Origin of the sequence: Pseudomonas sp. RIT-PI-AD (assembly GCF_025642785.1) — a bacterium.
Lineage (GTDB): Bacteria > Pseudomonadota > Gammaproteobacteria > Pseudomonadales > Pseudomonadaceae > Pseudomonas_T.
Window position 1 is genome coordinate 25,540 of sequence record NZ_JANZKU010000031.1, and the last position, 22,058, is coordinate 47,597.

General features: G+C 67.2%; 22 protein-coding genes. 16 read left to right on the top strand and 6 right to left on the bottom strand.

Annotation, left to right across the window (positions count from 1 at the left end; all coding sequences use genetic code 11):
- Positions 1–95 precede the first annotated feature (95 nt).
- A complete protein-coding gene (glnA, locus tag OGL92_RS19905; RefSeq protein ID WP_263147037.1) occupies positions 96–1,499 on the bottom strand; it encodes a glutamate--ammonia ligase in 1,404 nt (467 codons plus the stop codon).
- A gap of 325 nt (positions 1,500–1,824) precedes the next feature.
- Between glnA and thiI the strand changes: the two genes are divergently transcribed.
- The 4 genes from thiI to OGL92_RS19925 all read left to right on the top strand — a co-directional run bounded on the left by thiI (position 1,825) and on the right by OGL92_RS19925 (position 7,058).
- Positions 1,825–3,279, top strand: coding sequence for a tRNA uracil 4-sulfurtransferase ThiI (thiI, locus tag OGL92_RS19910; protein ID WP_263147040.1), 1,455 nt, complete (start codon positions 1,825–1,827; stop codon positions 3,277–3,279).
- A gap of 179 nt (positions 3,280–3,458) precedes the next feature.
- Positions 3,459–5,270, top strand: a complete 1,812-nt coding sequence (gene typA, locus OGL92_RS19915; RefSeq protein WP_263147042.1) for a translational GTPase TypA — start codon at positions 3,459–3,461, stop codon at positions 5,268–5,270.
- Between the two features lie 171 nt (positions 5,271–5,441).
- On the top strand, positions 5,442–5,753 hold the full coding sequence (locus OGL92_RS19920) for a hypothetical protein (protein ID WP_263147044.1): 312 nt from the start codon (positions 5,442–5,444) through the stop codon (positions 5,751–5,753).
- A gap of 366 nt (positions 5,754–6,119) precedes the next feature.
- On the top strand, positions 6,120–7,058 hold the full coding sequence (locus OGL92_RS19925) for a DUF808 domain-containing protein (protein ID WP_263147046.1): 939 nt from the start codon (positions 6,120–6,122) through the stop codon (positions 7,056–7,058).
- A gap of 12 nt (positions 7,059–7,070) precedes the next feature.
- On the opposite strand, the gene OGL92_RS19930 is transcribed toward OGL92_RS19925, so the two are convergent.
- The gene (locus OGL92_RS19930) at positions 7,071–7,466 is read right to left on the bottom strand and encodes a YkgJ family cysteine cluster protein (RefSeq protein WP_263147093.1); all 396 of its coding nucleotides are present in this window, start codon (positions 7,464–7,466) and stop codon (positions 7,071–7,073) included.
- An 81-nt stretch (positions 7,467–7,547) separates the two neighbouring features.
- Positions 7,548–8,240, bottom strand: a complete 693-nt coding sequence (locus OGL92_RS19935) for an NUDIX hydrolase (RefSeq protein WP_263147048.1) — start codon at positions 8,238–8,240, stop codon at positions 7,548–7,550.
- 177 nt (positions 8,241–8,417) lie between these two features.
- On the opposite strand from OGL92_RS19935, the gene OGL92_RS19940 reads away from it, so the two are divergent.
- From OGL92_RS19940 to OGL92_RS19995, 12 genes are all read left to right on the top strand, one after another.
- Positions 8,418–9,062, top strand: a complete 645-nt coding sequence (locus tag OGL92_RS19940; protein ID WP_263147051.1) for a nicotinamidase — start codon at positions 8,418–8,420, stop codon at positions 9,060–9,062.
- A 2-nt stretch (positions 9,063–9,064) separates the two neighbouring features.
- Positions 9,065–10,270, top strand: coding sequence for a nicotinate phosphoribosyltransferase (gene pncB, locus OGL92_RS19945; protein WP_263147054.1), 1,206 nt, complete (start codon positions 9,065–9,067; stop codon positions 10,268–10,270).
- A gap of 10 nt (positions 10,271–10,280) precedes the next feature.
- Complete coding sequence (gene nadE / locus OGL92_RS19950; protein WP_263147057.1) at positions 10,281–11,108, top strand: ammonia-dependent NAD(+) synthetase; 828 nt, start codon at positions 10,281–10,283, stop codon at positions 11,106–11,108.
- Positions 11,109–11,710: 602 nt separating this feature from the next.
- Positions 11,711–13,615: an esterase EstP gene (gene estP, locus OGL92_RS19955; RefSeq protein ID WP_263147060.1), complete on the top strand. Its 1,905-nt coding sequence runs from the start codon at positions 11,711–11,713 to the stop codon at positions 13,613–13,615.
- A gap of 129 nt (positions 13,616–13,744) precedes the next feature.
- Complete coding sequence (locus tag OGL92_RS19960) at positions 13,745–14,755, top strand: class 1 fructose-bisphosphatase (RefSeq protein WP_263147062.1); 1,011 nt, start codon at positions 13,745–13,747, stop codon at positions 14,753–14,755.
- A 95-nt stretch (positions 14,756–14,850) separates the two neighbouring features.
- Entirely contained in the window at positions 14,851–15,105 is a 255-nt protein-coding gene (locus OGL92_RS19965) for an outer membrane protein assembly factor BamE (RefSeq protein ID WP_263147064.1), read from the top strand.
- Positions 15,102–15,662, top strand: coding sequence for a lipocalin family protein (locus OGL92_RS19970; protein WP_263147066.1), 561 nt, complete (start codon positions 15,102–15,104; stop codon positions 15,660–15,662). The genes OGL92_RS19965 and OGL92_RS19970 overlap by 4 nt, the downstream gene beginning before the upstream one ends.
- Before the next feature lie 125 nt (positions 15,663–15,787).
- Complete coding sequence (gene pip / locus OGL92_RS19975; protein ID WP_263147069.1) at positions 15,788–16,753, top strand: prolyl aminopeptidase; 966 nt, start codon at positions 15,788–15,790, stop codon at positions 16,751–16,753.
- Complete coding sequence (gene dtd, locus OGL92_RS19980; protein WP_263147071.1) at positions 16,750–17,187, top strand: D-aminoacyl-tRNA deacylase; 438 nt, start codon at positions 16,750–16,752, stop codon at positions 17,185–17,187. The genes pip and dtd overlap by 4 nt, the downstream gene beginning before the upstream one ends.
- A 181-nt stretch (positions 17,188–17,368) precedes the next feature.
- A complete protein-coding gene (locus OGL92_RS19985; protein WP_263147074.1) occupies positions 17,369–18,163 on the top strand; it encodes a transporter substrate-binding domain-containing protein in 795 nt (264 codons plus the stop codon).
- An 80-nt stretch (positions 18,164–18,243) separates the two neighbouring features.
- Positions 18,244–19,206 (top strand): amino acid ABC transporter permease, encoded by a 963-nt coding sequence (locus OGL92_RS19990; RefSeq protein ID WP_263147077.1) that lies wholly within the window; start codon positions 18,244–18,246, stop codon positions 19,204–19,206.
- On the top strand, positions 19,199–19,933 hold the full coding sequence (locus OGL92_RS19995) for an amino acid ABC transporter ATP-binding protein (protein ID WP_263147079.1): 735 nt from the start codon (positions 19,199–19,201) through the stop codon (positions 19,931–19,933). The genes OGL92_RS19990 and OGL92_RS19995 overlap by 8 nt, the downstream gene beginning before the upstream one ends.
- A 40-nt stretch (positions 19,934–19,973) precedes the next feature.
- Here OGL92_RS19995 and OGL92_RS20000 read toward each other — a convergent pair whose 3' ends face one another.
- From OGL92_RS20000 to tatC, 3 genes are all read right to left on the bottom strand, one after another.
- Positions 19,974–20,450, bottom strand: a complete 477-nt coding sequence (locus OGL92_RS20000) for a UPF0158 family protein (RefSeq protein WP_263147082.1) — start codon at positions 20,448–20,450, stop codon at positions 19,974–19,976.
- 109 nt (positions 20,451–20,559) lie between these two features.
- A complete protein-coding gene (locus OGL92_RS20005) occupies positions 20,560–21,267 on the bottom strand; it encodes a 16S rRNA (uracil(1498)-N(3))-methyltransferase (protein WP_263147085.1) in 708 nt (235 codons plus the stop codon).
- On the bottom strand, positions 21,264–22,058 hold a 795-nt coding region (tatC, locus tag OGL92_RS20010; RefSeq protein WP_263147088.1), incomplete at its 5' end, for a twin-arginine translocase subunit TatC. The genes tatC and OGL92_RS20005, both read right to left, overlap by 4 nt.

Consider the following 22,058-nt stretch of genomic DNA (forward strand, 5'->3'; position numbering starts at 1 on the left):
GGCAGGAACGCGGTGGCCGGACATGAAAAAGGCCTCCCGGAGGAGGCCTGGTAGCGCGCCCGCGTGGCGGGCGCCCGTCCCGGGGGACGGCTGGATCAGACGCTGTAGTACAGGTCGTATTCCAGCGGGTGCACGAAGGTGCGCACCTTGATTTCTTCTTCGCTCTTCAGCTCGATGTAGGCATCGATGAAGTCGTCGCTGAACACGCCACCCTTGGTCAGGAAGGCACGACCCTTGTCGAGTTCTTCCAGCGCTTCCTTCAGGCTGCCGCAGACTTGCGGGATTTCCTTCGCCTCTTCCGGCGGCAGGTCATAGAGGTTCTTGTCGGCGGCGTCGCCGGGATGGATCTTGTTCTGGATGCCATCCAGGCCGGCCATCAGCAGGGCGGCGAAGGCCAGGTAGGGGTTGGCCGCCGGGTCCGGGAAGCGCGCTTCGATGCGGCGGGCTTTCGGGCTGTTCACGTAGGGGATGCGGATCGAGGCGGAACGGTTGCGGGCCGAGTAGGCCAGCATGACCGGTGCTTCGAAGCCCGGGACCAGGCGCTTGTAGGAGTTGGTCGAGGGGTTGGTGAAACCGTTCAGCGCCTTGCCGTGCTTGATGATCCCGCCGATGAAGTACAGCGCGGTGTCGGACAGGCCGGCATAGCCTTCGCCGGCGAAGGTGTTCTTGCCTTCTTTGGCGATGGACAGGTGGACGTGCATGCCCGAGCCGTTGTCGCCGTACAGCGGCTTCGGCATGAAGGTCACGGTCTTGCCGTAGGCATCGGCGACGTTGTGCACGCAGTACTTGAGGGTCTGGACTTCGTCGGCCTTGGCGACGAGGGTGTTGAACTTCACACCGATCTCGTTCTGCCCGGCGGTCGCCACCTCGTGGTGATGGACTTCAACGACCAGGCCCATTTCTTCCAGGGCGTTGCACATGGCGGTGCGGATTTCGTGGTCGTGGTCGACCGGCGGGACCGGGAAGTAGCCGCCCTTCACGCCCGGGCGGTGGCCCTTGTTGCCGCCGTCGATGTCGGCGTCGGTGTTCCAGGAAGCCTGCTCGGAGAAAATCTTGAACATCGAGCCGGAGATGTCCGACTTGAATTTCACTTCGTCGAAGATGAAGAACTCGGGCTCGGGACCGACGAACACGGTGTCGCCGATGCCGGTGGACTTCAGGTATTCCTCGGCGCGGCGGGCGATGGCGCGCGGATCGCGATCGTAGCCTTGCATGGTGCTCGGCTCGATGATGTCGCAGATCAGGATCACGGTCGGTTCTTCGGTGAACGGGTCCAGCACGGCGGTGCTGTCGTCCGGCATCAGGATCATGTCGGAGGCTTCGATGCCTTTCCAGCCGGCGATGGAGGAACCGTCGAACATCTTGCCGTGCTCGAAGAAATCGTCATCGGCATCGCGCGCCGGCATGGTCACATGCTGCTGCTTGCCTTTGGTATCGGTGAAGCGCAGATCAATCCACTTCACATCGTTATCTTTGATCAGTTGAAGCGACTTCGACATGGTGTCCTCCGGGTGTATGAGGCCACGGTGGGCGCTCAAAATAGGGTTCTGCCGGGCCGGGATACTCCGCCAGGGCTACCTGCCTCACAAGGGAGCAATTTGCATGCCAGTGCCCTGTATTGGGTTCTGGGCCTTAAAAGCAGGCAACAGGAGGCGTGGGCAGGCATTTCCCGGAAACTGGCGCCCCTATTCGGGGCGGTATCGACGCGTGGCGCACCGAAAAGGTGCTCGCTTGATGAGCCTCACGCTTTTTGGTCAAAGCTTGAACAATTCCGCTATAATCCGCGCCCCTGTTTTTCTGCCTTTCTCCCAGCGCGTCGTTTTCATGAAACTCATCGTCAAAGTGTTCCCCGAAATCACCGTCAAGAGCCGCCCGGTGCGCAAGCAGTTCATTCGCCAGTTGGCGAAGAACATCCGGACGGTGCTGCGTGATCTCGACCCCGACCTGCAGGTCAGCGGGGTCTGGGACAACCTCGACGTGGAAACCGCGCAGACCGAGCCGAAGGTGCTCGGCGAGATGATCGAGCGCCTGACCTGCATGCCGGGCATCGTGCATTTCCTCGAGGTGCACGAGTATCCCCTGGGCGATCTCGACGACATCCTGGAGAAGTGCAAGCTGCATTACGGCGAGCGGCTGTCCGGCAAGATTTTCTCGGTGCGCTGCAAGCGCGGCGGCAAGCACGCCTTCACCTCGATGGACGTCGAGCGCCACGTCGGCAGCCAGTTGCGTCGCCAGTGCGGCGCCGCGGGGATCTCGCTGAAGGCGCCGGAAGTCGAGGTCCGCCTGGAAATCCGCGACCAGCGCCTGTTCATCGTGGACCGCCAGCACGACAGCATCGGCGGTTACCCGCTGGGCTCCCTGGAGCAGACCCTGGTGCTGATGTCCGGCGGCTTCGACTCCACCGTGGCGGCCTACCAGATGATGCGCCGCGGCCTGCTCACCCATTTCTGCTTCTTCAACCTCGGCGGCCGCGCCCACGAGCTGGGGGTGATGGAAGTCGCCCACTACCTGTGGCAGAAGTTCGGCCGCTCCCACCGCGTGCTGTTCGTCAGCGTGCCCTTCGAGGAAGTGCTCGGCGAAATCCTCGGCAAGGTCGACAACAGCCAGATGGGCGTGGTGTTGAAGCGTATGATGCTGCGCGCCGCCACGCGGATCGCCGAACGCCTGCAGATCGACGCGCTGGTCACCGGCGAGGCGATTTCCCAGGTGTCGAGCCAGACCTTGCCGAACCTCACGGTGATCGACTCGGCCACCGACATGCTGGTGCTGCGCCCGCTGGTGGCCAGCCACAAGCAGGACATCATCGACACCGCCTACGCCATCGGCACCGCCGAGTTCGCCAAGCACATGCCGGAATACTGCGGGGTGATCTCGGTGAACCCGACCACCCGCGCCAAGCGCGCGCGCATCGAATACGAGGAAGCGCAGTTCGACATGGCGGTGCTCGACCGCGCCCTGGAGCGCGCCCGGCAGATGACCGTGGACCGGGTGATCGACGAACTCGGCCGCGACCTGCAGGTGGAGGAAGTCCGCGAGGCCCTGGCCGGGCAGGTGGTGCTGGACATCCGTCATCCCGACGATGCCGACGAGCAGCCGCTGGAGCTGGACGGCGTCGAAGTGCAACCGCTGCCGTTCTACGCGGTCAACAGCCGCTTCAAGGAACTGGACGACAACCGCCAGTACCTCCTGTATTGCGACAAGGGCGTGATGAGCCGCCTGCACGCCCACCATCTGCTCAGCGAGGGCCATGCGAATGTTCGCGTCTATCGCCCGCATTAAGCGCGCCGGCCTGCTCGGCGGCAGCATCCGCCATCGCCCTCCCGACCTCGGCTAGGTGCCCGCCGGCCGCAGCCGCGGCCGGGCGCCCGGACCGCATCGATTTCGTGTTGGGTAGCGCCACGCCCAATCCAACCTAAAGGTCCGCCCCTAACTGGCGGACCGGCAAAGAGAACAGACCTGTGATCGAGAATCTCCGCAACATCGCCATCATCGCCCACGTCGACCATGGCAAAACCACCCTGGTGGACAAGCTGCTGCGCCTGTCCGGCACCCTGGACCGCAAAGAGCTCGAGAACGAGCGCGTGATGGACTCCAACGACCAGGAAAAAGAGCGTGGCATCACCATCCTGGCGAAAAACACCGCGCTGAAATGGAACGGCTACGACATCAACATCGTCGACACCCCCGGCCACGCCGACTTCGGCGGTGAGGTGGAGCGCGTGATGAGCATGGTCGACTCCGTGCTGCTGGTGGTCGACGCCCAGGACGGCCCCATGCCGCAGACCCGTTTCGTCACCCAGAAGGCGTTCAAGGCCGGCCTGCGTCCGATCCTGGTGGTGAACAAGATCGACCGTCCGGGCGCGCGTCCGGACTGGGTCATCGACCAGATCTTCGATCTGTTCGACAACCTCGGCGCCACCGACGAGCAACTGGACTTCCCGATCGTCTATGCCAGCGCCCTGAACGGCATCGCCGGCCTCGACCACGAGAAGATGGATGACCACATGGACGCCCTGTTCCAGGCCATCGTCGACCACGTGCCGGTGCCGAAGGTGGACGTCGACGGCCCGTTCCAGATGCAGATCTCCCAGCTGGACTACAACAGCTTCCTCGGCGTGATCGGCATCGGCCGTATCGCCCGCGGCAAGGTCAAGACCAACACCCCGGTGGTGGCGGTCGGCGCCGACGGCAAGAAACGCCAGGGCCGCATCCTGAAAATCATGGGCCACTCCGGCCTGCAGCGCGTCGAAGTCGCCGAGGCCCAGGCCGGCGACATCGTCTGCGTCAGCGGCATGGACGAGCTGTACATTTCCGACACCCTCTGCGACCTGCAGAACGTCGAGGCCCTGCCGCCGCTGTCGGTGGACGAGCCCACCGTGTCCATGACCTTCCAGGTCAACGACTCGCCGTTCTGCGGCAAGGAAGGCAAGTTCGTCACCAGCCGCAACATCAAGGAACGCCTGGAGAAGGAGCTGCTGCACAACGTCGCCCTGCGCGTCGAGGAAGGCGACTCCGCGGACAAGTTCAAGGTCTCCGGGCGTGGCGAGCTGCACCTCTCGGTGCTGATCGAAACCATGCGCCGCGAAGGCTTCGAACTGGCCGTCGGCCGTCCGGAAGTGGTGATCAAGGAAGTCAACGGCGAGAAGCAGGAGCCCTATGAGAACGTCATCATCGACGTCGAGGAGCAGCACCAGGGTCCGATCATGGAACAGATGGGCCTGCGCAAGGGTGACCTGACCAACATGGTGCCGGACGGCAAGGGCCGTATCCGCCTGGAGTACACCGTGCCGGCGCGTGGCCTGATCGGCTTCCGCAACGCCTTCCTGACCATGACCTCGGGTAGCGGCATCCTCACCTCGACCTTCAGCCACTACGGCCCGATCAAGGTCGGCGAAGTGGGCCACCGGCCGAACGGCGTGCTGGTGTCCATGGCCACCGGCAAGGCGCTGACCTATTCGCTGGAAACCCTGCAGGATCGCGGCAAGCTGTTCCTCGAGCCCGGCCAGGACATCTACGAAGGCCAACTGTGCGGGATCAACAGCCGCGACAATGACCTGGTGATCAACCCCACCAAGGGCAAGAAGCTCGACAACATGCGTGCGTCGGGCAAGGACGAAACCATCGCCCTGGTGCCGCCGATCAAGTTCACCCTGGAACAGGCGCTGGAATTCATCGACGACGACGAACTGGTGGAAGTGACGCCGAAATCGATCCGCCTGCGCAAGAAGCAGTTGAACGAGAACGATCGCAAGCGTAGCGCCAAGGGCTGATGCCCCGGCAACCCCCGTGGCCTGCCCCGCGGCAGGCTTCGGCGGTGCTCCAGCGCCCTCGCCGGTGACCCGGCGAGGGCGTTTTCATGTCTGAAAAGCGTTGCTCCCGACTCCGCAGCCTTTATGCTGCTGCGGCCGCCGAACCGGCCTCTGTGCGGAAGGAACCCCGTCATGCTCGATATCCTGCTGTGCGTCGCGTTGTTCGCCGTCAGTTGCCTGACCCCGGCCCTGGCCGTGTCGGTGCTGCCGCCGCTGGACGGTGCGGCCTTCGCCCTGGCGATCCTGCTGCCGGCCGCGCTCCTGGCGATCCGTCTGAGCTTCGCCTTCCTCGAAGGCACCCTGAACGGCCCTGGCGACCTGCGCCGCTGCATACGCGAACAGCGGCCCTCGCTGATCTACTGGTCGATTCGCGCCCTGCTCACCGCCTTGCTGGCCACCCTGCTGGTGCTGGCTTACGTCCTGCTGCGCCGTCACACCTTCTAGTCCCCGCGGAACGCGCCGAGGCTCATCCCGTGGGTCGCGCGTTCGGCGCCTTCGCTCGCCGACCCCGCTCTGCGATCCTGACCGGCGCACCTGGAACGCGCCGTGGCAAGGGCTGCTCCAAGGCTCTCCTGCAACGACGGCACGGGCGCCGGGCTCACCGGTCCCTGTGCCGGCCGTTGCGCGCCGGCGGGCGCCGCTCGGTGAGCTTTTCCACAAAACCTCGACAACATGTAAAAACCCCCTCGGCAGGCTGGCGGGCAGTCCGTAGACTCCGCCTCCGGTCTTTTGCGGCGGACGCCATCGCCGTCATCCGACCGCCTTGCGCCACGCGGTGGCCCGCATCCCCCTTTTCTGAGGACGACCCCTATGGCTGGAGCCAGCCTGCTGACCCTGCTCGATGACATCGCCAGCGTGCTCGATGACGTCGCGGCGATGACCAAGGTGGCGGCGAAGAAGACCGCCGGTGTGCTCGGCGACGATCTGGCGCTGAACGCCCAGCAGGTCAGCGGCGTGCGCGCCGACCGCGAGCTACCGGTGGTGCTCGCGGTGGCCAAGGGTTCGGCGCTGAACAAGCTGATCCTGGTGCCGGCCGCGTTGCTGATCAGTGCCTTCGCGCCCTGGGCGGTCACCCCGCTGCTGATGCTCGGCGGCGCCTTCCTCTGCTACGAAGGCTTCGAGAAGCTGGCCGAGCGGTTCCTGCATGGTCCGGAAAAAACCGCGGAGGCCCCGGAGCCCGTCGAAGCGCCGGTGGCCCAAGGCGAAACCGGACTGGACCCCCTGGCCTACGAGCGCGACAAGGTGAAGGGGGCGATCCGCACCGACTTCATCCTGTCCGCGGAGATCATCGCGATCACCCTGGGCACGGTGGCCGACGCCGCGTTCATGACCCAGGTGGTGGTCATGACCGGCATCGCGGCGATCATGACCGTCGGCGTCTACGGGCTGGTGGCGGGCATCGTCAAACTGGACGACCTCGGGCTCTACCTGAGCCAGCGCGCGGCGGCCTCGGCGCAGCGCCTCGGCCGCGGTATCCTGCGCGCCGCGCCCTACCTGATGAAGACCTTGTCGGTGGTGGGCACGGCGGCGATGTTCATGGTCGGCGGCGGCATCCTCGCCCACGGCATCGCGCCGCTGCACCATGGCATCGAGGCGCTGGCCGGTCAGGCCGCCGGGATCGCCGGCATCGGGGGATTGCTCGCGGCGTTGACGCCGACCCTGCTCAACGCCCTGTTCGGCATCGCCGCCGGCGCCTTGGTGCTGGCGGGGGTGAGCCTGGTGGGTCGGCTGCGCGGGGCGCGGCACTGAGCCGCGCGGCCTTCAGATCGGCTTGAACGCGCAGTAGCCCGGACGCGGGCCGATTTTCGGATGGTTGCGGCAGGTCTCCGGACGCTTGTCGTAGACGGTGCACAGGCGGGTCTTGCGGTCGAGGAAATAGCAGTCGTTGTTGGCCAGGCGGGTCAGGGTGAAGATGCCCTGCTTCTGGTTGAAGCGCTCCACCACCCCTTCCTTCATCAGGCGCTTGGCCACCTGCTTGGGCGGCTCGCCGCGCTCGAACTCCGCCACCAGTTCCAGGCGGATCAGGTCGGCGATGCGCACTTCCACCGGCATGGTGCAGCAACTGGACACGCAGGCGTGGCACAGGGTCTTTTCGTACCTGATCCAGGTATCCGTACGGTCCAGGTCGGCGCCGACGATCAGCCTATTGTTCATGATCTTCCAAGGGAGCGGGTGAGGCGGGCGGGCATCATAGCGGCGCCGGCGGATTTGTGAACTACCGCCCGCCGCCTGCCGCCCTCAGCTCAGCACGCTGCGATCGAACAGGTACACCCCGCCCGCGCCCGGCCGCTGTTCCAGGACCCGTTGCGGGCGGCCCATCCGCGGTTGCTGCCGTTCGCCGGTGTCGAGAATCCAGCCGGCGCTTTTCATCCGCTCCAGGCGGCCGCGCAAGGTGGTGTGCTGCACCGCCTGACCGAGGCAGGCCTGGAAGGCCGCCAGCGCCTCGGTGACGGTGAAGCGCGGGGCCAGCAGGTGCAGGGGCAGCGAGCTGTACACCGCCTTGCCGGCCAGCCGTTCGTGGGCCTGGGCCACCAGCTCGGCGTGGTCGAAGGGCAGGGCGAGGCGGCCGTGCAGCACCTCGTCCAGGGCGACGAAGCGCAGGTCCTCGTCCTCCAGCGTGGTGGCCGGCGCCACCAGGGCCAGGTAGAAGGTGCTCAGCGACCAGCCACGCGGGTCGCGCCGCGCGTTGCCCACCGTCGCCACCTGCTCCAGGTGCTGCGGCCGCAACCGGGCCTTGTCGTGCAGCGCGCGCTCCGCCGCGGCGTCCAGGCTGGGGTCGGCGCAGCGGCCGTTGACCAGCACCCCCGGCAGCGCCCAGCGATCGGCGAAGGGCGCGCGGGCGCGGCGGATCAGCAGCAGGTCCAGTGCGCCGGCCGGATTCAGGCGCAGCGCGACGATATCCACGCTGGCCAGCACCTCCGCGCGGCTCATGGGGCGGCCCTGCGGGCGAGGGCATGGCGACGGCCTGGGATGGGGAAGGGAACGTGTCGACGGGTGCGCATGCCGGGAGGCTCCGGGAAAATAACGGTTGACTACATATTACATCAGATGAAATATGTAGCCAGCCGTTAATCGCGGCAGCCGACAAAACAGCAAAAGGATCGCAGTATGAAGATCGCCAGCTTCGATATCGACGCGCAGAAAGGTTTCACGCCCTTGTGCCCGGACGAACTGCCGGTTCCCGGCGGCGACGGCATCGTCCCCGCCCTCCAGGAGATGGCCGAGCGCGCCCACCTGCGCCTGGGCAGCAAGGATGCCCACAGTCCGCAGGCGCCCTGGGTGGTCGCCAGCCATGCGGAGATGCTGCGCAGCCTGCCGCTGGCCAACGCCGATCTCAGCTGGGTGAGCCACTGCGTCCCGGGGACACCCGGCTTCGAACTGCTCGACGGTCTGCCGCAGCCGCTGGACTACGACTACTTCGTCTGGAAGGGCGTCGAGCCGGACCTGCATCCCTACGGTGCCTGCTACCACGACCTGGCCGAGAGACGCAGCACCGGCGCGATCGAATTTCTCCGGCAGAATGGCGTCAGTCATGTGGTGGTCGGTGGCCTGGCGCTGGATTACTGCGTCAAGACCACCGCGCTGCAACTGCGCCGGGCCGGTTTCGCGGTCAGCCTGTACCTGCCGGCCTGTCGCGCCATCGCCGAATCGACCGCGAGAGCGGCCGAGGCGGAGATGCGCGCGGCGGGCATTGCCCTGTGCGCCAGCCCGGAAGCGCTGGATGCCTCATTGAATTCCTCGCTGGAGTGCTGAACATGGCCGAGAGTGTGTTTGCCGAGCGCATCGTGCAGAACCTGCTGGACACCGACTTCTACAAACTGACGATGATGCAGGCGGTGCTGCACAACTACCCCAACGCCGAGGTGGAATGGGAATTCCGCTGCCGCAGCGGCGAGGACCTGCGGCCCTACCTGGCGGAAATCCGCTACCAGATCGAGCGCCTGGCCGAGACCAGCATCACCGCCGACCAGTTGGCCTTCCTCGAGCGCATTTCCTTCATCAAGCCGGACTTCATCCGCTTCCTCAGCCTGTTCCGCTTCAACCTGCGCTACGTGCAGACCGGCGTCGACGGCGACCAGCTGTGCATCCGCCTGCGCGGCCCCTGGTTGCACGTGATCCTCTTCGAGATCCCGCTGCTGGCCATCGTCAGCGAGGTGCGCAACCGCTATCGCTACCGCGAAGTGGTGATGGAGCAGGTCAGCGAACAGCTCTACCGCAAGCTCGACTGGCTCCGCGCGGAAGCCAGCGACGCCGAGCTGGCGGGGTTCCAGATCGCCGACTTCGGCACCCGCCGGCGCTTTTCCTACCGGGTGCAGGAGGAGATGGTGCACATCCTCAAGCGCGATTTCCCCGGGCGCTTCGTCGGCACCAGCAACGTGCACCTGGCCCGCGAGTACGACCTGCGGCCGATCGGCACCATGGCCCACGAATGGCTGATGGCGCACCAGCAACTGGGGCCGCGGCTGATCGACAGCCAGAGCGCCGCACTGGACTGCTGGGTCCGCGAGTACCGCGGGCTGCTCGGCATCGCCCTGACCGACTGCATCACCATGGACGCCTTCCTCGCCGACTTCGACCTGTACTTCGCTAAGCTCTTCGACGGCCTGCGCCACGACTCCGGCGACCCGCTGCAATGGGCGGAGAAGGCCATCGCCCACTACCGTTCCCTGGGCATCGACCCGATGAGCAAGACCCTGGTCTTCTCCGACGGCCTCGACCTGCCCAAGGCGCTGGCGCTGTACCGCGCGCTGCACGAGCGGATCAACGTCAGCTTCGGCATCGGCACCAACCTCACCTGCGACATCCCGGGGGTCGAGCCGATGAACATGGTCATCAAGATGACCGCCTGCAACGACCAGCCGGTGGCCAAGATTTCCGACAGCCCCGGCAAGACCCAATGCCGCGACGAGAACTTCGTCGCCTACCTGAAGCACGTCTTCCGTGTCACCGACCGTCAATGAGGACCCGAGCATGAGTAACCGCCAACGCGAGATCGCCGAAGCCCTCGGCGTGATCCCTCCCTTCGCCGACCGTGCCGCGCTGCTGGCCGAAGTGGAGCGTCGCAAGGATTTCATCAAGGACTGCCTGCGTCGCGCCGGCCTCAAGGTGCTGGTGTTGGGCATCAGCGGTGGGGTCGACTCGACGGTCGCCGGCCGCCTGGCGCAATTGGCGGTGGAGTCGCTGCGCGAAGAAACCGGCGACGCCGACTATCGCTTCATCGCCGTGCGCCTGCCCTACAACGTGCAGCACGACGAGGAGGACGCCCAGGCCGCCCTGAGCTTCATCCAGGCGGACGAAGTGCAGACCGTGAACATCGCCGACGGCGTGCGCGGGCTGGGCGCGCAGATCGCCAGCCTGGCCGGGCTCAGCGACGAGCGCCGCGACTTCGTGGTCGGTAACGTCAAGGCGCGGATGCGGATGATCGCCCAGTTCGCCATCGCCAACGCCCACAACGGCCTGGTGATCGGCACCGACCACGCCGCCGAGGCGGTGATGGGCTTCTTCACCAAGTTCGGCGACGGCGCCTGCGACCTGGCGCCGCTCAGCGGGCTGGTCAAGGGCCAGGTGCGGGCCATCGCCGGTGCCCTGGGGGCGGGCGACAAGGTGGCGCTGAAGATCCCGACCGCCGACCTGGAGGAACTGCGCCCCGGCAAGCCGGACGAGGAAGCCTACGGGGTCACCTATGGGGAGATCGACGATTTCCTCCAAGGCAAGCCGGTGAGCGACCAGGCCTATGAACTGATCGTCAGGACCTACGACCGCTCCCAGCACAAACGCGAACTGCCACTGGTCCCTTGAGGGTTTCGGCCGGGGCGAGCGTGGCGCTGGCGGCGCCTCGGTCCCGCCCTCGCCGCGCCCCGGTGGACATCCCTCGGCAAGCCCCGCACGGTATCCGCGGCGCCGTCCGCGACAGCAGCGACCGGCGGCTGGTGGCAGGCACCCTGCGCCCCGCGCCGCGCGGGTCGAAGGCCACGGCGAGGCCTGCGCCCAGCCTGCGTCGCCCTGAAGCGGCGTGCCGCATCTGTCCTTTATCGCCTGTCGCCAGGCGGCCTCTTCCGTCATTGCCTGTCCCCATCGATCGGTCGGCGCCTTGGCGCGACTCGGTTCCCCGTCCTGCGGTCGCGCCCAGGCGGCGCCAGGCATGCGCGGCGGGTCGTCCGCGCTTGCCTCGAGCCAGCCGTCGCCCGCGGCGTCCTGGTTGCCGCGGATAAACGCTTCTTTCGCGCTCGTGGCGCCGCCGGGACCTCTGCCGCGATGTCCCTGGCGAGCGCGGCGCGGCGACGGCGTCGGAAACCCGCCGGGGCGATGCGGCGGGGGATGCATACTGGCGGCGGGCCAGCTAAAGTCACAGCATTTATCGCCTTGCCATAACAACGACAACACGCCACAAGGACATCCCGATGCTGCGCACCCTGACCCCCCTGGCCGCCGCCTGCCTGCTGGCGATCGCCGCCGCCCCCGCCCAGTCCGCGCCCTATTCCAGCCTGATCGTGTTCGGCGACAGCCTCAGCGACGCCGGGCAACTGCCCGACACCGGCGGGCCGGACGGCGCCACGCGACGCTTCACCAACCGCGTCGGGCCGACCTACCAGAGCGGTCGCGGCGAGACCATCGGCGCCACCTCGCCGATGATCCTGGGGGCGCGCCTCGGGTTGGGGCCGCAGGCGCCTTCGACGTCCTCGGTGTACGCCGAGCACGGCTGGGCCGACGGCGACAACTGGGCGGTGGGCGGCTACCGCAGCGACGAAATCTACGCCTCCATCACCGCCGCCGGCGGCTCGGTGGCCGGCACCCGGACCCGCGACGGCTACCTGGTCGACCTGGCCAACCGGGGGCTCAGGCTCGATCCCAACGCGCTGTTCTACGTCAACGGCGGCGGCAACGACTTCCTCCAGGGCCGTGTCCTCAACGTCGAGCAGGCGCATGCCACCGGCGCCCAGGTGGCCGACAGCGTGCGCGCCCTGCAACAGGCCGGTGCGCGCTACATCGTGGTATCGCTGCTGCCGAACGTCGGCAGCACGCCGGCGTTGTCCGGCACCCCGCTGGCCGGCGCCTTCGAAACCCTCGGCGCGGCGGTCAACGACGAACTGCTCAGCCAGTTGCGCGGCATCCAGGCCCAGGTGATCCCGTTGAACGTGCCGCTGCTGTTCAGCGAGGTGCTGCACGACGCCGCCAGCTACGGCCTGGACGCCACCCAGAACCTCACCGGCACCTGCTTCGACGGCTGCGCCAACGTCAATCCGACCTGGGGCATCACCAGTGCGACGCCCGACCCCTCCCGGCTGCTGTTCAACGACAGCGTGCACCCGACCACGGCGATCCAGCAGGTCTCCGCCGACTACACCTACTCGCTGCTGTCGGCGCCCTGGGAACTGACCCTGCTGCCGGAAATGGCCCATGGCGCGCTGCGCTCCCACCAGGATCACCTGCGCGGCCAGTGGCTGGCCGACTGGGAGGGCTGGCAGGGCGTCGGCCAGTGGCGCAGCTTCGTCAGCGGCGGCGGCCAGCGGCTCGACTTCGACGAGCAATCCAGCGCGGTGGACGCCGATGGCCACGGCTACAGCCTCGATCTCGGCGGCAGCTATCGTCTCGACCAGGACTGGCGGGTCGGCGCGGCGCTGGGGCTGTACAAGCAATCCCTGGAGGCCGGCGCCAAGGATTCCGACTACGACCTGCGCAGCTACCTGGGTACGCTGTTCGCCCAGTACCAGCACAACCGCTGGTGGGGCGACCTGGCCCTGAGCGGCGGCTATTTGGACTACGACGACCTGAAGCGCAACATCGCCCTGGGCGGCGTCACCCGCCAGGAGAAGGGCGACACCGACGGTTCCCTGTGGGCCCTGAGTGGCCGCTTCGGCTACGACATCGCCGAGCCCGGCAGCCTCTGGCACCTGAGCCCCTTCGTCAGCGCCGACTATGCCCGCGTCGAACTCGACGGCTACCGCGAGAAGAGCGACCGCTCCACCGCCCTGAGCGTCGACGACCAGACCCGCACCTCCAAGCGCCTCGGGGTGGGGCTGCAGGGACGCTTCCAGGTGACCCCGGCGACCCAGGTGTTCGCCGAAGTGGCCCGCGAGCGCGAGTACGAGGACGATGCCAGCGACCTGACCCTCGGCCTCAACAGCTTGCCCGGCCACGCGTTCACCCTGCAGGGCTATGTCCCGGACGACAAGATGACCCGCGCCAGCCTGGGCTTCAGCCAGCAACTGACTGCGGACCTGTCGCTGCGCGCCGGCTACGACCTGCGCCATGGCGACGACGACACCCGCCAGGGCATCAGCCTGAGCCTGGCCCTCGACTGGTGACGGCCCGCCGGTGCCCCCGCGGTATCGGCGGCTCCGTTGGAACCAGCGGCGTCTCTCGTGGTCGAGAGGCGCCGCATGCGTTAACGCGCTAAACTCCGCGCGTTTTTTCTTCCTTCCGGAGCCTCCCCCATGTCTCGCGTCACCCTCAGTCGCTTCCTGATCGAGCAGACCCGCAGCCACAACACCCCGGCCGACCTGCGTTTCCTCATCGAAGTCGTGGCGCGCGCGTGCAAGCGCATCAGTTACGAGGTGTCCAAGGGCGCGCTGGGCGGCGTGCTGGGCAGCATGGACACCGAGAACGTCCAGGGCGAAGTGCAGAAGAAGCTCGACGTACTGTCCAACGAAATCCTCCTCGAGGCCAACGAGTGGGGCGGCCACCTGGCCGGCATGGCCTCGGAAGAGATGGACAACGCCTACCAGATCCCCGGCAAGTACCCGAAAGGCGCCTACCTGTTGGTGTTCGATCCCCTCGACGGCTCCTCCAACATCGACGTCAACGTCTCCGTCGGCACCATCTTTTCGGTGCTGCGCTGCCCGGACGAGTGCTTCAGCCAGAACGACAACCTGGGCGAGGAGGCCTTCCTCCAGCCGGGCACCAAGCAGGTGGCCGCCGGCTACGCCATCTACGGTCCGCAGACCATGCTGATGCTGACCCTGGGCGACGGTGTCATGGGCTTCACCCTCGACCGCGAGATGGGCAGCTTCGTGCTCACCCACGAGGACATCCGAGTGCCCGTCAGCACCGCCGAGTTCGCCATCAACATGTCCAACCAGCGCCACTGGGAAGCCCCGGTACGGCGTTACGTGGACGAGCTGCTGGCCGGCGACCAGGGCCCCCTGGGCAAGAACTACAACATGCGCTGGATCGCCTCGATGGTCGCCGACGTGCACCGCATCCTGACCCGCGGCGGCCTGTTCATGTACCCGCGCGACGCCCGCGACCCGGCCAAGCCGGGCAAGCTGCGGCTGATGTACGAGGCCAACCCGATGTCCTTCATCGTCGAGCAGGCCGGCGGCGCCGCCACCGACGGCCACCAGCGCATCCTCGACATCCAACCCACGTCGCTGCACCAGCGCGTCGCGGTGTACCTTGGTTCCAAGGAGGAGGTCGAGCGCGTCACCGGCTACCACAAGGGCTGACCGGGCGCCCGGCGGGAGGAACCCCGGTCCTTCCGCGCGCCTCCAATGCTTGCGCGACGGTTCGCCGTCGCGGTCGCCTTTCCCCGGAGCATTCCATGTCCACGCGCACCCTCGTCCTCCTGACGTTCTGCCTCGTCCTCGCCGCCTGCGGCAAGGTCAACCAGCAAAACTACTCGCGGCTGCACGTCGGCATGGGCAAGGCGGAGGTCGAGACCCTGCTCGGCGCGCCCAGCGAGTGCGCCGGCGCCCTCGGCCTGACCAGCTGCACCTGGGGCGACGACAAGGCCTTCATCAGCGTGCAGTACGCCGCCGACCAGGTGGTGGTGTTCTCCGGGCATGGCTTGAAATGAGGGCGCTGGTCGCGGTACTCGCCGCTTCGCTGCTGCTGGGCTGCGCCGGTCCGTCCCGCGAGCTGCCGCCGCCCAAGACCGTCGCCGCCGTCGACCTGCAGCGCTACCAGGGCACCTGGTACGAGCTGGCGCGGTTACCGATGTTCTTCCAGCGCAATTGCGCCCAGTCCGAGGCGCACTACCGCCTGCTGGACGCCGGTCGCATCGAGGTCGAGAACCGCTGCCGCACCCGCGAAGGCGACTGGAACCAGGTCCACGGCCAGGCCTTCCCGCAGGTCGCCGGGCAGACCGACAAGCTCTGGGTGCGCTTCGATAACTGGTTCAGCTCACTGTATCCCGACCTGGCCAAGGGGCAGTACTGGGTGCTTTACCTGGACGACGACTACCAGACCGCGGTGGTCGGCCATCCGGATCGCGACTACCTGTGGCTCCTGGCGCGCCAGCCGGAAGTCGACGGGGCGACCCGCGAGCGCCTGCTGGAGGTGGCCCGCAGCCAGGGCTACGACACTTCCGCGCTGATCTGGCGCGCGCCCGACTCGGCGATCCACAAGTTCTGAGCCGCTTCGCCCGCCCTTACGGATGAAGCATGCCGCGCGGCTTTTTCCTCGTTATGATGCCCTCCAGGAACGAGAAAGGGCCGCCGTCGGCGAGCACCCGCTCGTCATGATTCGGGAGGGCATCAATGCAGAACTTGTATCCGGAGATCAAACCCTACGCACGCCACGACTTGGCGGTGGAGGAACCGCACGTTCTCTACGTTGACGAAAGCGGTTCGCCGGACGGCCTGCCGGTGGTGTTCATCCACGGCGGCCCCGGCGCCGGCTGCGATGCCCTGAGCCGACGCTTCTTCGACCCCACCCTGTACCGCGTCGTCACCTTCGACCAGCGCGGCGCCGGTCGCTCGACGCCCTACGCCAGCCTGGAAAACAACACCACCTGGGACCTGGTGGCCGACCTGGAGCGCATCCGCGAGCACCTGGGTATCGACAAATGGGTGCTGTTCGGCGGCTCCTGGGGGTCGACCCTGGCCCTGGCCTACGCACAGACCCACCCCGAGCGCGTCCACGCGCTGATCCTGCGCGGGATCTTTCTCTGCCGGCCGCAGGACTTCCACTGGTTCTACCAGGACGGCGCCAGCCGCCTGTTCCCCGACTTCTGGCAGGACTACCTGGCGCCGATTCCCCATGAGGAGCGCGGCGACCTGATGCGCGCCTTCTACACGCGCCTGACCGGCACTGACGAGATCGCCCAGATGCAGGCGGCCAAGGCCTGGTCCTGCTGGGAAGGCCGCACCGCCACCCTGCGACCCAATCCCCAGGTGGTCGAGCGTTTCCACGAGAAGGCGCTGTCCATCGCCCGCATCGAGTGCCACTACTTCGTCAACGATGCCTTCCTCGAACCCGACCAATTGCTCCGCGACATGCCGAAGATCGCCCACTTGCCGGGGATCATCGTCCATGGCCGTTACGACGTGGTCTGCCCGCTGGACAACGCCTGGGCGCTGCACCAGGCCTGGCCGAACAGCGAGTTGCAGATCATCCGCGACGCCGGCCACGTCGCCGGCGAGCCGGGGATCGCCGACGCCCTGGTGCGCGCCGCCGACCTGATCGCCCGGCGCCTGCTGGACCTGCCGCCGGAAGAAGCATGAGGGGACTGATCCAGCGGGTACGCGGCGCGCGGGTCGAGGTCGCCGGCGAAGTGCTCGGCGCCATCGACCAGGGCCTGCTGGTGCTGGTCGGCGTCGAACCGGACGACGACCCGGCGCGGGCCGACAAGCTGTTGCACAAGCTGCTCAACTACCGGGTGTTCGGCGACGACCAGGGGCGCATGAACCTGTCCTTGAGCGACGTCGGGGGCGGCCTGCTGCTGGTCTCGCAGTTCACCCTGGCGGCCGACACTCGCAGCGGCATGCGCCCGAGCTTTTCCAGCGCGGCGCCGCCGGAGCGGGCCGAGGCGTTGTTCGCCCACCTGCTGGAACAGGCCCGCGCGCGCCACGCGCCGGTGGCCTGCGGCCGCTTCGGCGCCGACATGCAGGTGCACCTGGTCAACGACGGGCCGGTGACCTTCCTGCTGGAGACCTGAGCCGGCCGCGCCGGTCCGATTCTTGCCTCGTTTCGCGGCGCGCGGCGGCGGTAACGCGTCGCCTCGCCGGTGCCGGCGGCTAATGTCCACTCGCCATACCGGCCCATGCCGGTTAGGATTCGCCGCGTCTTATCGCCTGCCGGCAGCGGCACTCCGATCATCCGCCCATCGAGGAAAGGGAATGAAGAAGTTTCTCGCGACACTGTTGCTCTCCACCTGCGCACTGACCGGCCTGGCCCATGCCGGCGGCGCCATCGAGGATGCGGTCAAGCGCGGCACCCTGCGCGTGGGCATGGACCCGACCTACATGCCGTTCGAAATGACCAACAAGCGCGGCGAGATCATCGGTTTCGAGGTGGACGTGCTCAAGGCCATGGCCAAGGCCGCCGGGGTCAAGCTGGAACTGGTGTCCACCGCCTACGACGGCATCATCCCGGCCCTGCTGACCGACAAGTTCGACATCATCGGCTCCGGCATGACCCTGACCCAGGAGCGCAACCTGCGCCTGAACTTCACCGAACCCTTCATCGTGGTCGGCCAGACCCTGCTGATCCGCAAGGACCTGGAAGGCGAGATCAAGTCCTACAAGGACCTCAACGACGGCAAGTACCGCATCACCTCGAAGATCGGCACCACCGGCGAGATGGTCGCCAAGAAACTGATCGGCAAGGCCCAGTACCACGGTTTCGACAACGAGCAGGAAGCGGTGATGGACGTGGTCAACGGTAAGGCCGATGCCTTCATCTACGACGCGCCCTACAACGTCGTCGCGGTGAACAAGGCCGGCGCCGGCAAGCTGATCTACCTCGACCAGCCCTTCACCTACGAGCCGCTGGCCTTCGGCCTGAAGAAAGGTGACTACGACAGCCTGAACTGGATCGACAACTTCCTGCACCAGATCAAGGCCGACGGCACCTACGATCGCATCCATGCCAAGTGGTTCAAGAACACCGAATGGCTCAAAGACATGGAGTGAGCCCGGCCTAGCGCCTGGCGCGGGCGGTCGACCCCGGGGTCGACCGGCCCCGCGATTTCCCGTTTCATCCGAGATTTCCCGTGATTAGAAAGAAACGCCTCGACTGGCCCTGGCACCTCCTGACCCTGTCGATTCTGGTCGGGCTGGCCGCCGGAATCTGGTATTCCACCTCCCTGATTTCCTACGAGTGGCGCTGGAACCGCGTGCCGCAGTACTTCGCCTACCAGGCCGAGGAGACCCAGCGCGCCGCCGACTTCGGCCGGGTCGAGGCGCTGGTCGTCGAGGGCGACCGCGCCCGCCTCACGCTGAGCGGCGAAAGCGCCGGCCAGCAAGTGGTGGACGTGGACCGCGACAGCCTGCAAGTCGGCCAGGGCGACGACGTCGCCGAAGGCGACAGCCTCGGCGTGACCCGCCACTGGGCGGCCGGCCCGCTGCTCTGGGGCCTGTGGACCACCCTGTGGATTTCCACCGCATCCGGCGCCCTGGGCCTGCTGCTCGGGTTGTTCACCGGGCTGTGCCGGCTCTCGCCCAACCCCACCCTGCGCAACCTGTCGACCCTCTACGTGGAAGTGGTCCGCGGTACGCCGCTGCTGGTGCAGATCTTCATCTTCTATTTCTTCATCGGCACCGTGCTCAACCTGAGCCGCGAATTCGCCGGGGTCGCCGCCCTGGCGCTGTTCACTGGCGCCTATGTGGCGGAGATCGTCCGCGCCGGCGTGCAGTCCATCGCCCGCGGACAGGACGAGGCGGCGCGTTCCCTCGGCCTGAACGCCGCCCAGTCCATGCGCCACGTGGTGCTGCCCCAGGCCTTCAAGCGCGTGCTGCCGCCCCTGGCCGGGCAATTCATCAGCCTGGTCAAGGACACCTCGCTGGTGTCGGTGATCGCCATCACCGAGTTGACCAAGAGCGGGCGCGAAGCCATCACCACCTCGTTCTCCACCTTCGAGATCTGGTTCTGCGTCGCCGCCCTCTACCTCGTCATCAACCTGCCGTTGTCGCACCTGGCCGGCCGGCTCGAACGGAGGCTGGGACAAAGTGATTGAAGTCCGCGACCTGGTGAAAATCTTCGATACCCGTGGGCAGGTGGTGCGCGCGGTGGACAACGTCTCCACCCACGTCGCCCGTGGCGAGGTGCTGGTGGTGATAGGGCCGTCCGGTTCGGGCAAGTCCACCTTCCTGCGCTGCCTCAACGGCCTGGAAGCCTTCGATGCCGGCTCGGTGAGCATCGACGGCCTCGACCTGGCCAATCCGAAGACCGATATCAACGCTTATCGCCGCGAAGTCGGCATGGTGTTCCAGCATTTCAACCTGTTCCCCCACATGACCGTGCTGGAGAACCTCTGCCTGGCGCAGAAGGTCGTGCGCAAGCGCGGCAAGCCCGAGCGCGAGGACAAGGCGCGGGCGCTGCTGGCCAAGGTCGGCATCGGCCAGAAGGCCGACGAGTACCCCTCACGGCTTTCCGGCGGCCAGCAGCAGCGGGTAGCCATCGCCCGCGCGCTGTGCATGGAACCCAAGGTGATGCTGTTCGACGAGCCGACCTCGGCCCTCGATCCGGAAATGGTCGGCGAGGTGCTGGACGTGATGAAGGCGCTGGCCCTGGAAGGCATGACCATGGTCTGCGTCACCCACGAAATGGGCTTCGCCCGCGAAGTGGCCGACCGCGTGCTGTTCTTCGATCACGGCAAGCTGCTGGAGGATTCGCCGCCGGCGCAGTTCTTCGCCGCGCCGCGCGACCCTCGCGCCCAGGCCTTCCTGCGCCAGGTGCTGTGATTCCGGCGGGACGCGCCCGACCGGCCACTCCCGCCTCGCCTCAGGACTTGTACAGGCGCCGACGGATGCCTTCGGGCATCAAGGCATCCGCCGCCGCGGGTTCCCGCGCCGGCTCGATCCCGCGTTCTTCCAGCCAGGCCAGCGCCCATTCATGCAGCGCGCCGCGACGATAATCCCGCCAGGCCTGGCGAATCCGCGGCAGGCGCTCCAGCTCGTAGTCGAAGGTGCGCAGCGGCCGGCGCCCGGCCAGGGCGGCGGCGAGGATCGGGTGGGCGTGCGGGTCGTCCAGCTCGTAGAGGAAGGCTTCGCCCATGGCCAGCCGGTCGGCCTCGCCGAGGCCCTCCAGCGGGCAATAGCGCTGCGGTGCTTCGGCCAGCGCTTGCGCGGCCTGCTGGTCATCGGCATCCGCTTCCAGGCTGAGCAAGGCGCCGCTGTCGAGGTCCAGGTAGTGCTCGGCCTGACCGGGGTCGTCCAGCAGGGCTTCCAGGCGATTCATGTCGAGGGTCAGCGTGCGCATGGCGGTTCCCGGTGTTCGCAGCAAAGGTAGACCGCGGCGGCGTCGCGGCGTGCGCAGGACGCTCGGCACGGGTGCGGGAGGGGCGCGCCGGCGGTGACGCGGATATGGGTCAGAACAGCCGGGCGAGCAGGGCGGTGACCGCGGTTTCCACCCGCAAAATGCGCTCGCCGAGCTGGACCGGCGCCAGGCCGGCCGCGCTCAGCTTGTCCACCTCGTAGGGAATCCAGCCGCCCTCGGGTCCTATCGCCAGGGTCACCGGGCCGTCGACCGCGCGCGGGCAGGGCGGGTAGTCGCCGGGATGGCCGAGCAGGCCGAGGCTGCCGGCGGCGAGGCCGGGCAGGCGATCCTCGACGAAGGGTTTGAAGCGCTTTTCCAGGCTCACCTCGGGCACGCGAGTGTCGCGCGCCTGTTCCAGGCCGAGGATCAACTGTTCGCGGATCGCCGCCGGTTCGAGGAAGGGGGTTTGCCAGAAGCTCTTTTCCACCCGGTAGCTGTTCAGCAGCACCAGGCGCGGCACGCCCATCGCCGCGACGGTCTGCAGGACCCGGCGCAGCATCTTCGGGCGCGGCAGGGCCAGCAGCAGGGTGAGCGGCAGTTTTTCCGGCGGCGGTTGGTCGAGGCAGACCACCAGCTCGGCCTCCTCGCGCTCCAGGCGCACCAGCTCGCCGCGGCCCATGGCGCCGCCGAGCCGGCCGACCCGCAGGCTGTCGCCGTTCTCGGCGCGATGCACCTCGTGCAGGTGCAGCAGCCGCCGACCGCGCAGCACCGCGCGGTCCGCCGCGATGAAGTCGGCGTCCTCCAGCAGCAGCAGGTTCACGGCAGCGGGGCGGGCGGCTGGTCGGACGAGGCGTCGCGGTCCTGCTCTTCCTCCGCTTCGCGGCGCTTGCGCACCAGCCCGCCGAAGAACACGCCGACCTCGAACAGCAGCCACATGGGCACCGCGAGCAGGGTCTGGGAGAAGATATCCGGCGGGGTCAGGACCATGCCGACGACGAAGCAGCCGATGATCACGTAGGGGCGGATCTTCCGCAGGTAGGCCACGTCGACCACGCCGATCCAGATCAACAGCACCACCGCCACCGGAATCTCGAAGGCCACGCCGAAGGCGAAGAACAGCGTCATGACGAAATCGAGGTAGCTGCTGATGTCGGTCATCATCGACACCCCTTCCGGGGTGACGCTGGCGAAGAAGTGGAAGATCAGCGGGAACACCAGGAAGTACGCGAACGCCATGCCGCTGTAGAACAGCACCACGCTGGAGACCAGCAGCGGCACGGCGATGCGCTTCTCATGGCGGTACAGGCCGGGCGCGATGAAGCCCCAGACCTGGTGGAGGATCACCGGCATGGCGAGGAACAGCGCCACCACCATGGTCAGCTTGAACGGGGTGAGGAAGGGCGAGGCGACGTCGGTGGCGATCATCGTCGTGCCTTCCGGCAGGTAGTGCCGCAGCGGCGCCGATACCAGGGTGTAGATTTTCTGGGCGAAATAGAACAGCGCGGCGAAGATCAGGAAGATCGCCGCGACGCAGCGCAACAGCCGCGTGCGCAGTTCGGTGAGGTGCGAGACCAGGGGCATTTCCTGGTCGAATTCGGGCTTCTGCTCGCT

Bases quoted from the DNA above. Each gene is read 5' to 3' on its own strand.
- OGL92_RS19920 (WP_263147044.1), top strand. From the start codon at position 5,442: ATGCTCGATATCCTGCTGTGCGTCGCGTTGTTCGCCGTCAGTTGCCTG.
- pncB (WP_263147054.1), top strand. From the start codon at position 9,065: ATGGCCGAGAGTGTGTTTGCCGAGCGCATCGTGCAGAACCTGCTGGAC.
- glnA (WP_263147037.1), bottom strand. From the start codon at position 1,499: ATGTCGAAGTCGCTTCAACTGATCAAAGATAACGATGTGAAGTGGATT.
- estP (WP_263147060.1), top strand. From the start codon at position 11,711: ATGCTGCGCACCCTGACCCCCCTGGCCGCCGCCTGCCTGCTGGCGATC.
- OGL92_RS19985 (WP_263147074.1), top strand. From the start codon at position 17,369: ATGAAGAAGTTTCTCGCGACACTGTTGCTCTCCACCTGCGCACTGACC.
- nadE (WP_263147057.1), top strand. From the start codon at position 10,281: ATGAGTAACCGCCAACGCGAGATCGCCGAAGCCCTCGGCGTGATCCCT.
- dtd (WP_263147071.1), top strand. From the start codon at position 16,750: ATGAGGGGACTGATCCAGCGGGTACGCGGCGCGCGGGTCGAGGTCGCC.
- OGL92_RS19960 (WP_263147062.1), top strand. From the start codon at position 13,745: ATGTCTCGCGTCACCCTCAGTCGCTTCCTGATCGAGCAGACCCGCAGC.
- OGL92_RS19935 (WP_263147048.1), bottom strand. From the start codon at position 8,240: ATGAGCCGCGCGGAGGTGCTGGCCAGCGTGGATATCGTCGCGCTGCGC.
- pip (WP_263147069.1), top strand. From the start codon at position 15,788: ATGCAGAACTTGTATCCGGAGATCAAACCCTACGCACGCCACGACTTG.
- thiI (WP_263147040.1), top strand. From the start codon at position 1,825: ATGAAACTCATCGTCAAAGTGTTCCCCGAAATCACCGTCAAGAGCCGC.
- OGL92_RS20000 (WP_263147082.1), bottom strand. From the start codon at position 20,450: ATGCGCACGCTGACCCTCGACATGAATCGCCTGGAAGCCCTGCTGGAC.
- OGL92_RS19965 (WP_263147064.1), top strand. From the start codon at position 14,851: ATGTCCACGCGCACCCTCGTCCTCCTGACGTTCTGCCTCGTCCTCGCC.
- OGL92_RS19970 (WP_263147066.1), top strand. From the start codon at position 15,102: ATGAGGGCGCTGGTCGCGGTACTCGCCGCTTCGCTGCTGCTGGGCTGC.
- OGL92_RS19925 (WP_263147046.1), top strand. From the start codon at position 6,120: ATGGCTGGAGCCAGCCTGCTGACCCTGCTCGATGACATCGCCAGCGTG.
- OGL92_RS19940 (WP_263147051.1), top strand. From the start codon at position 8,418: ATGAAGATCGCCAGCTTCGATATCGACGCGCAGAAAGGTTTCACGCCC.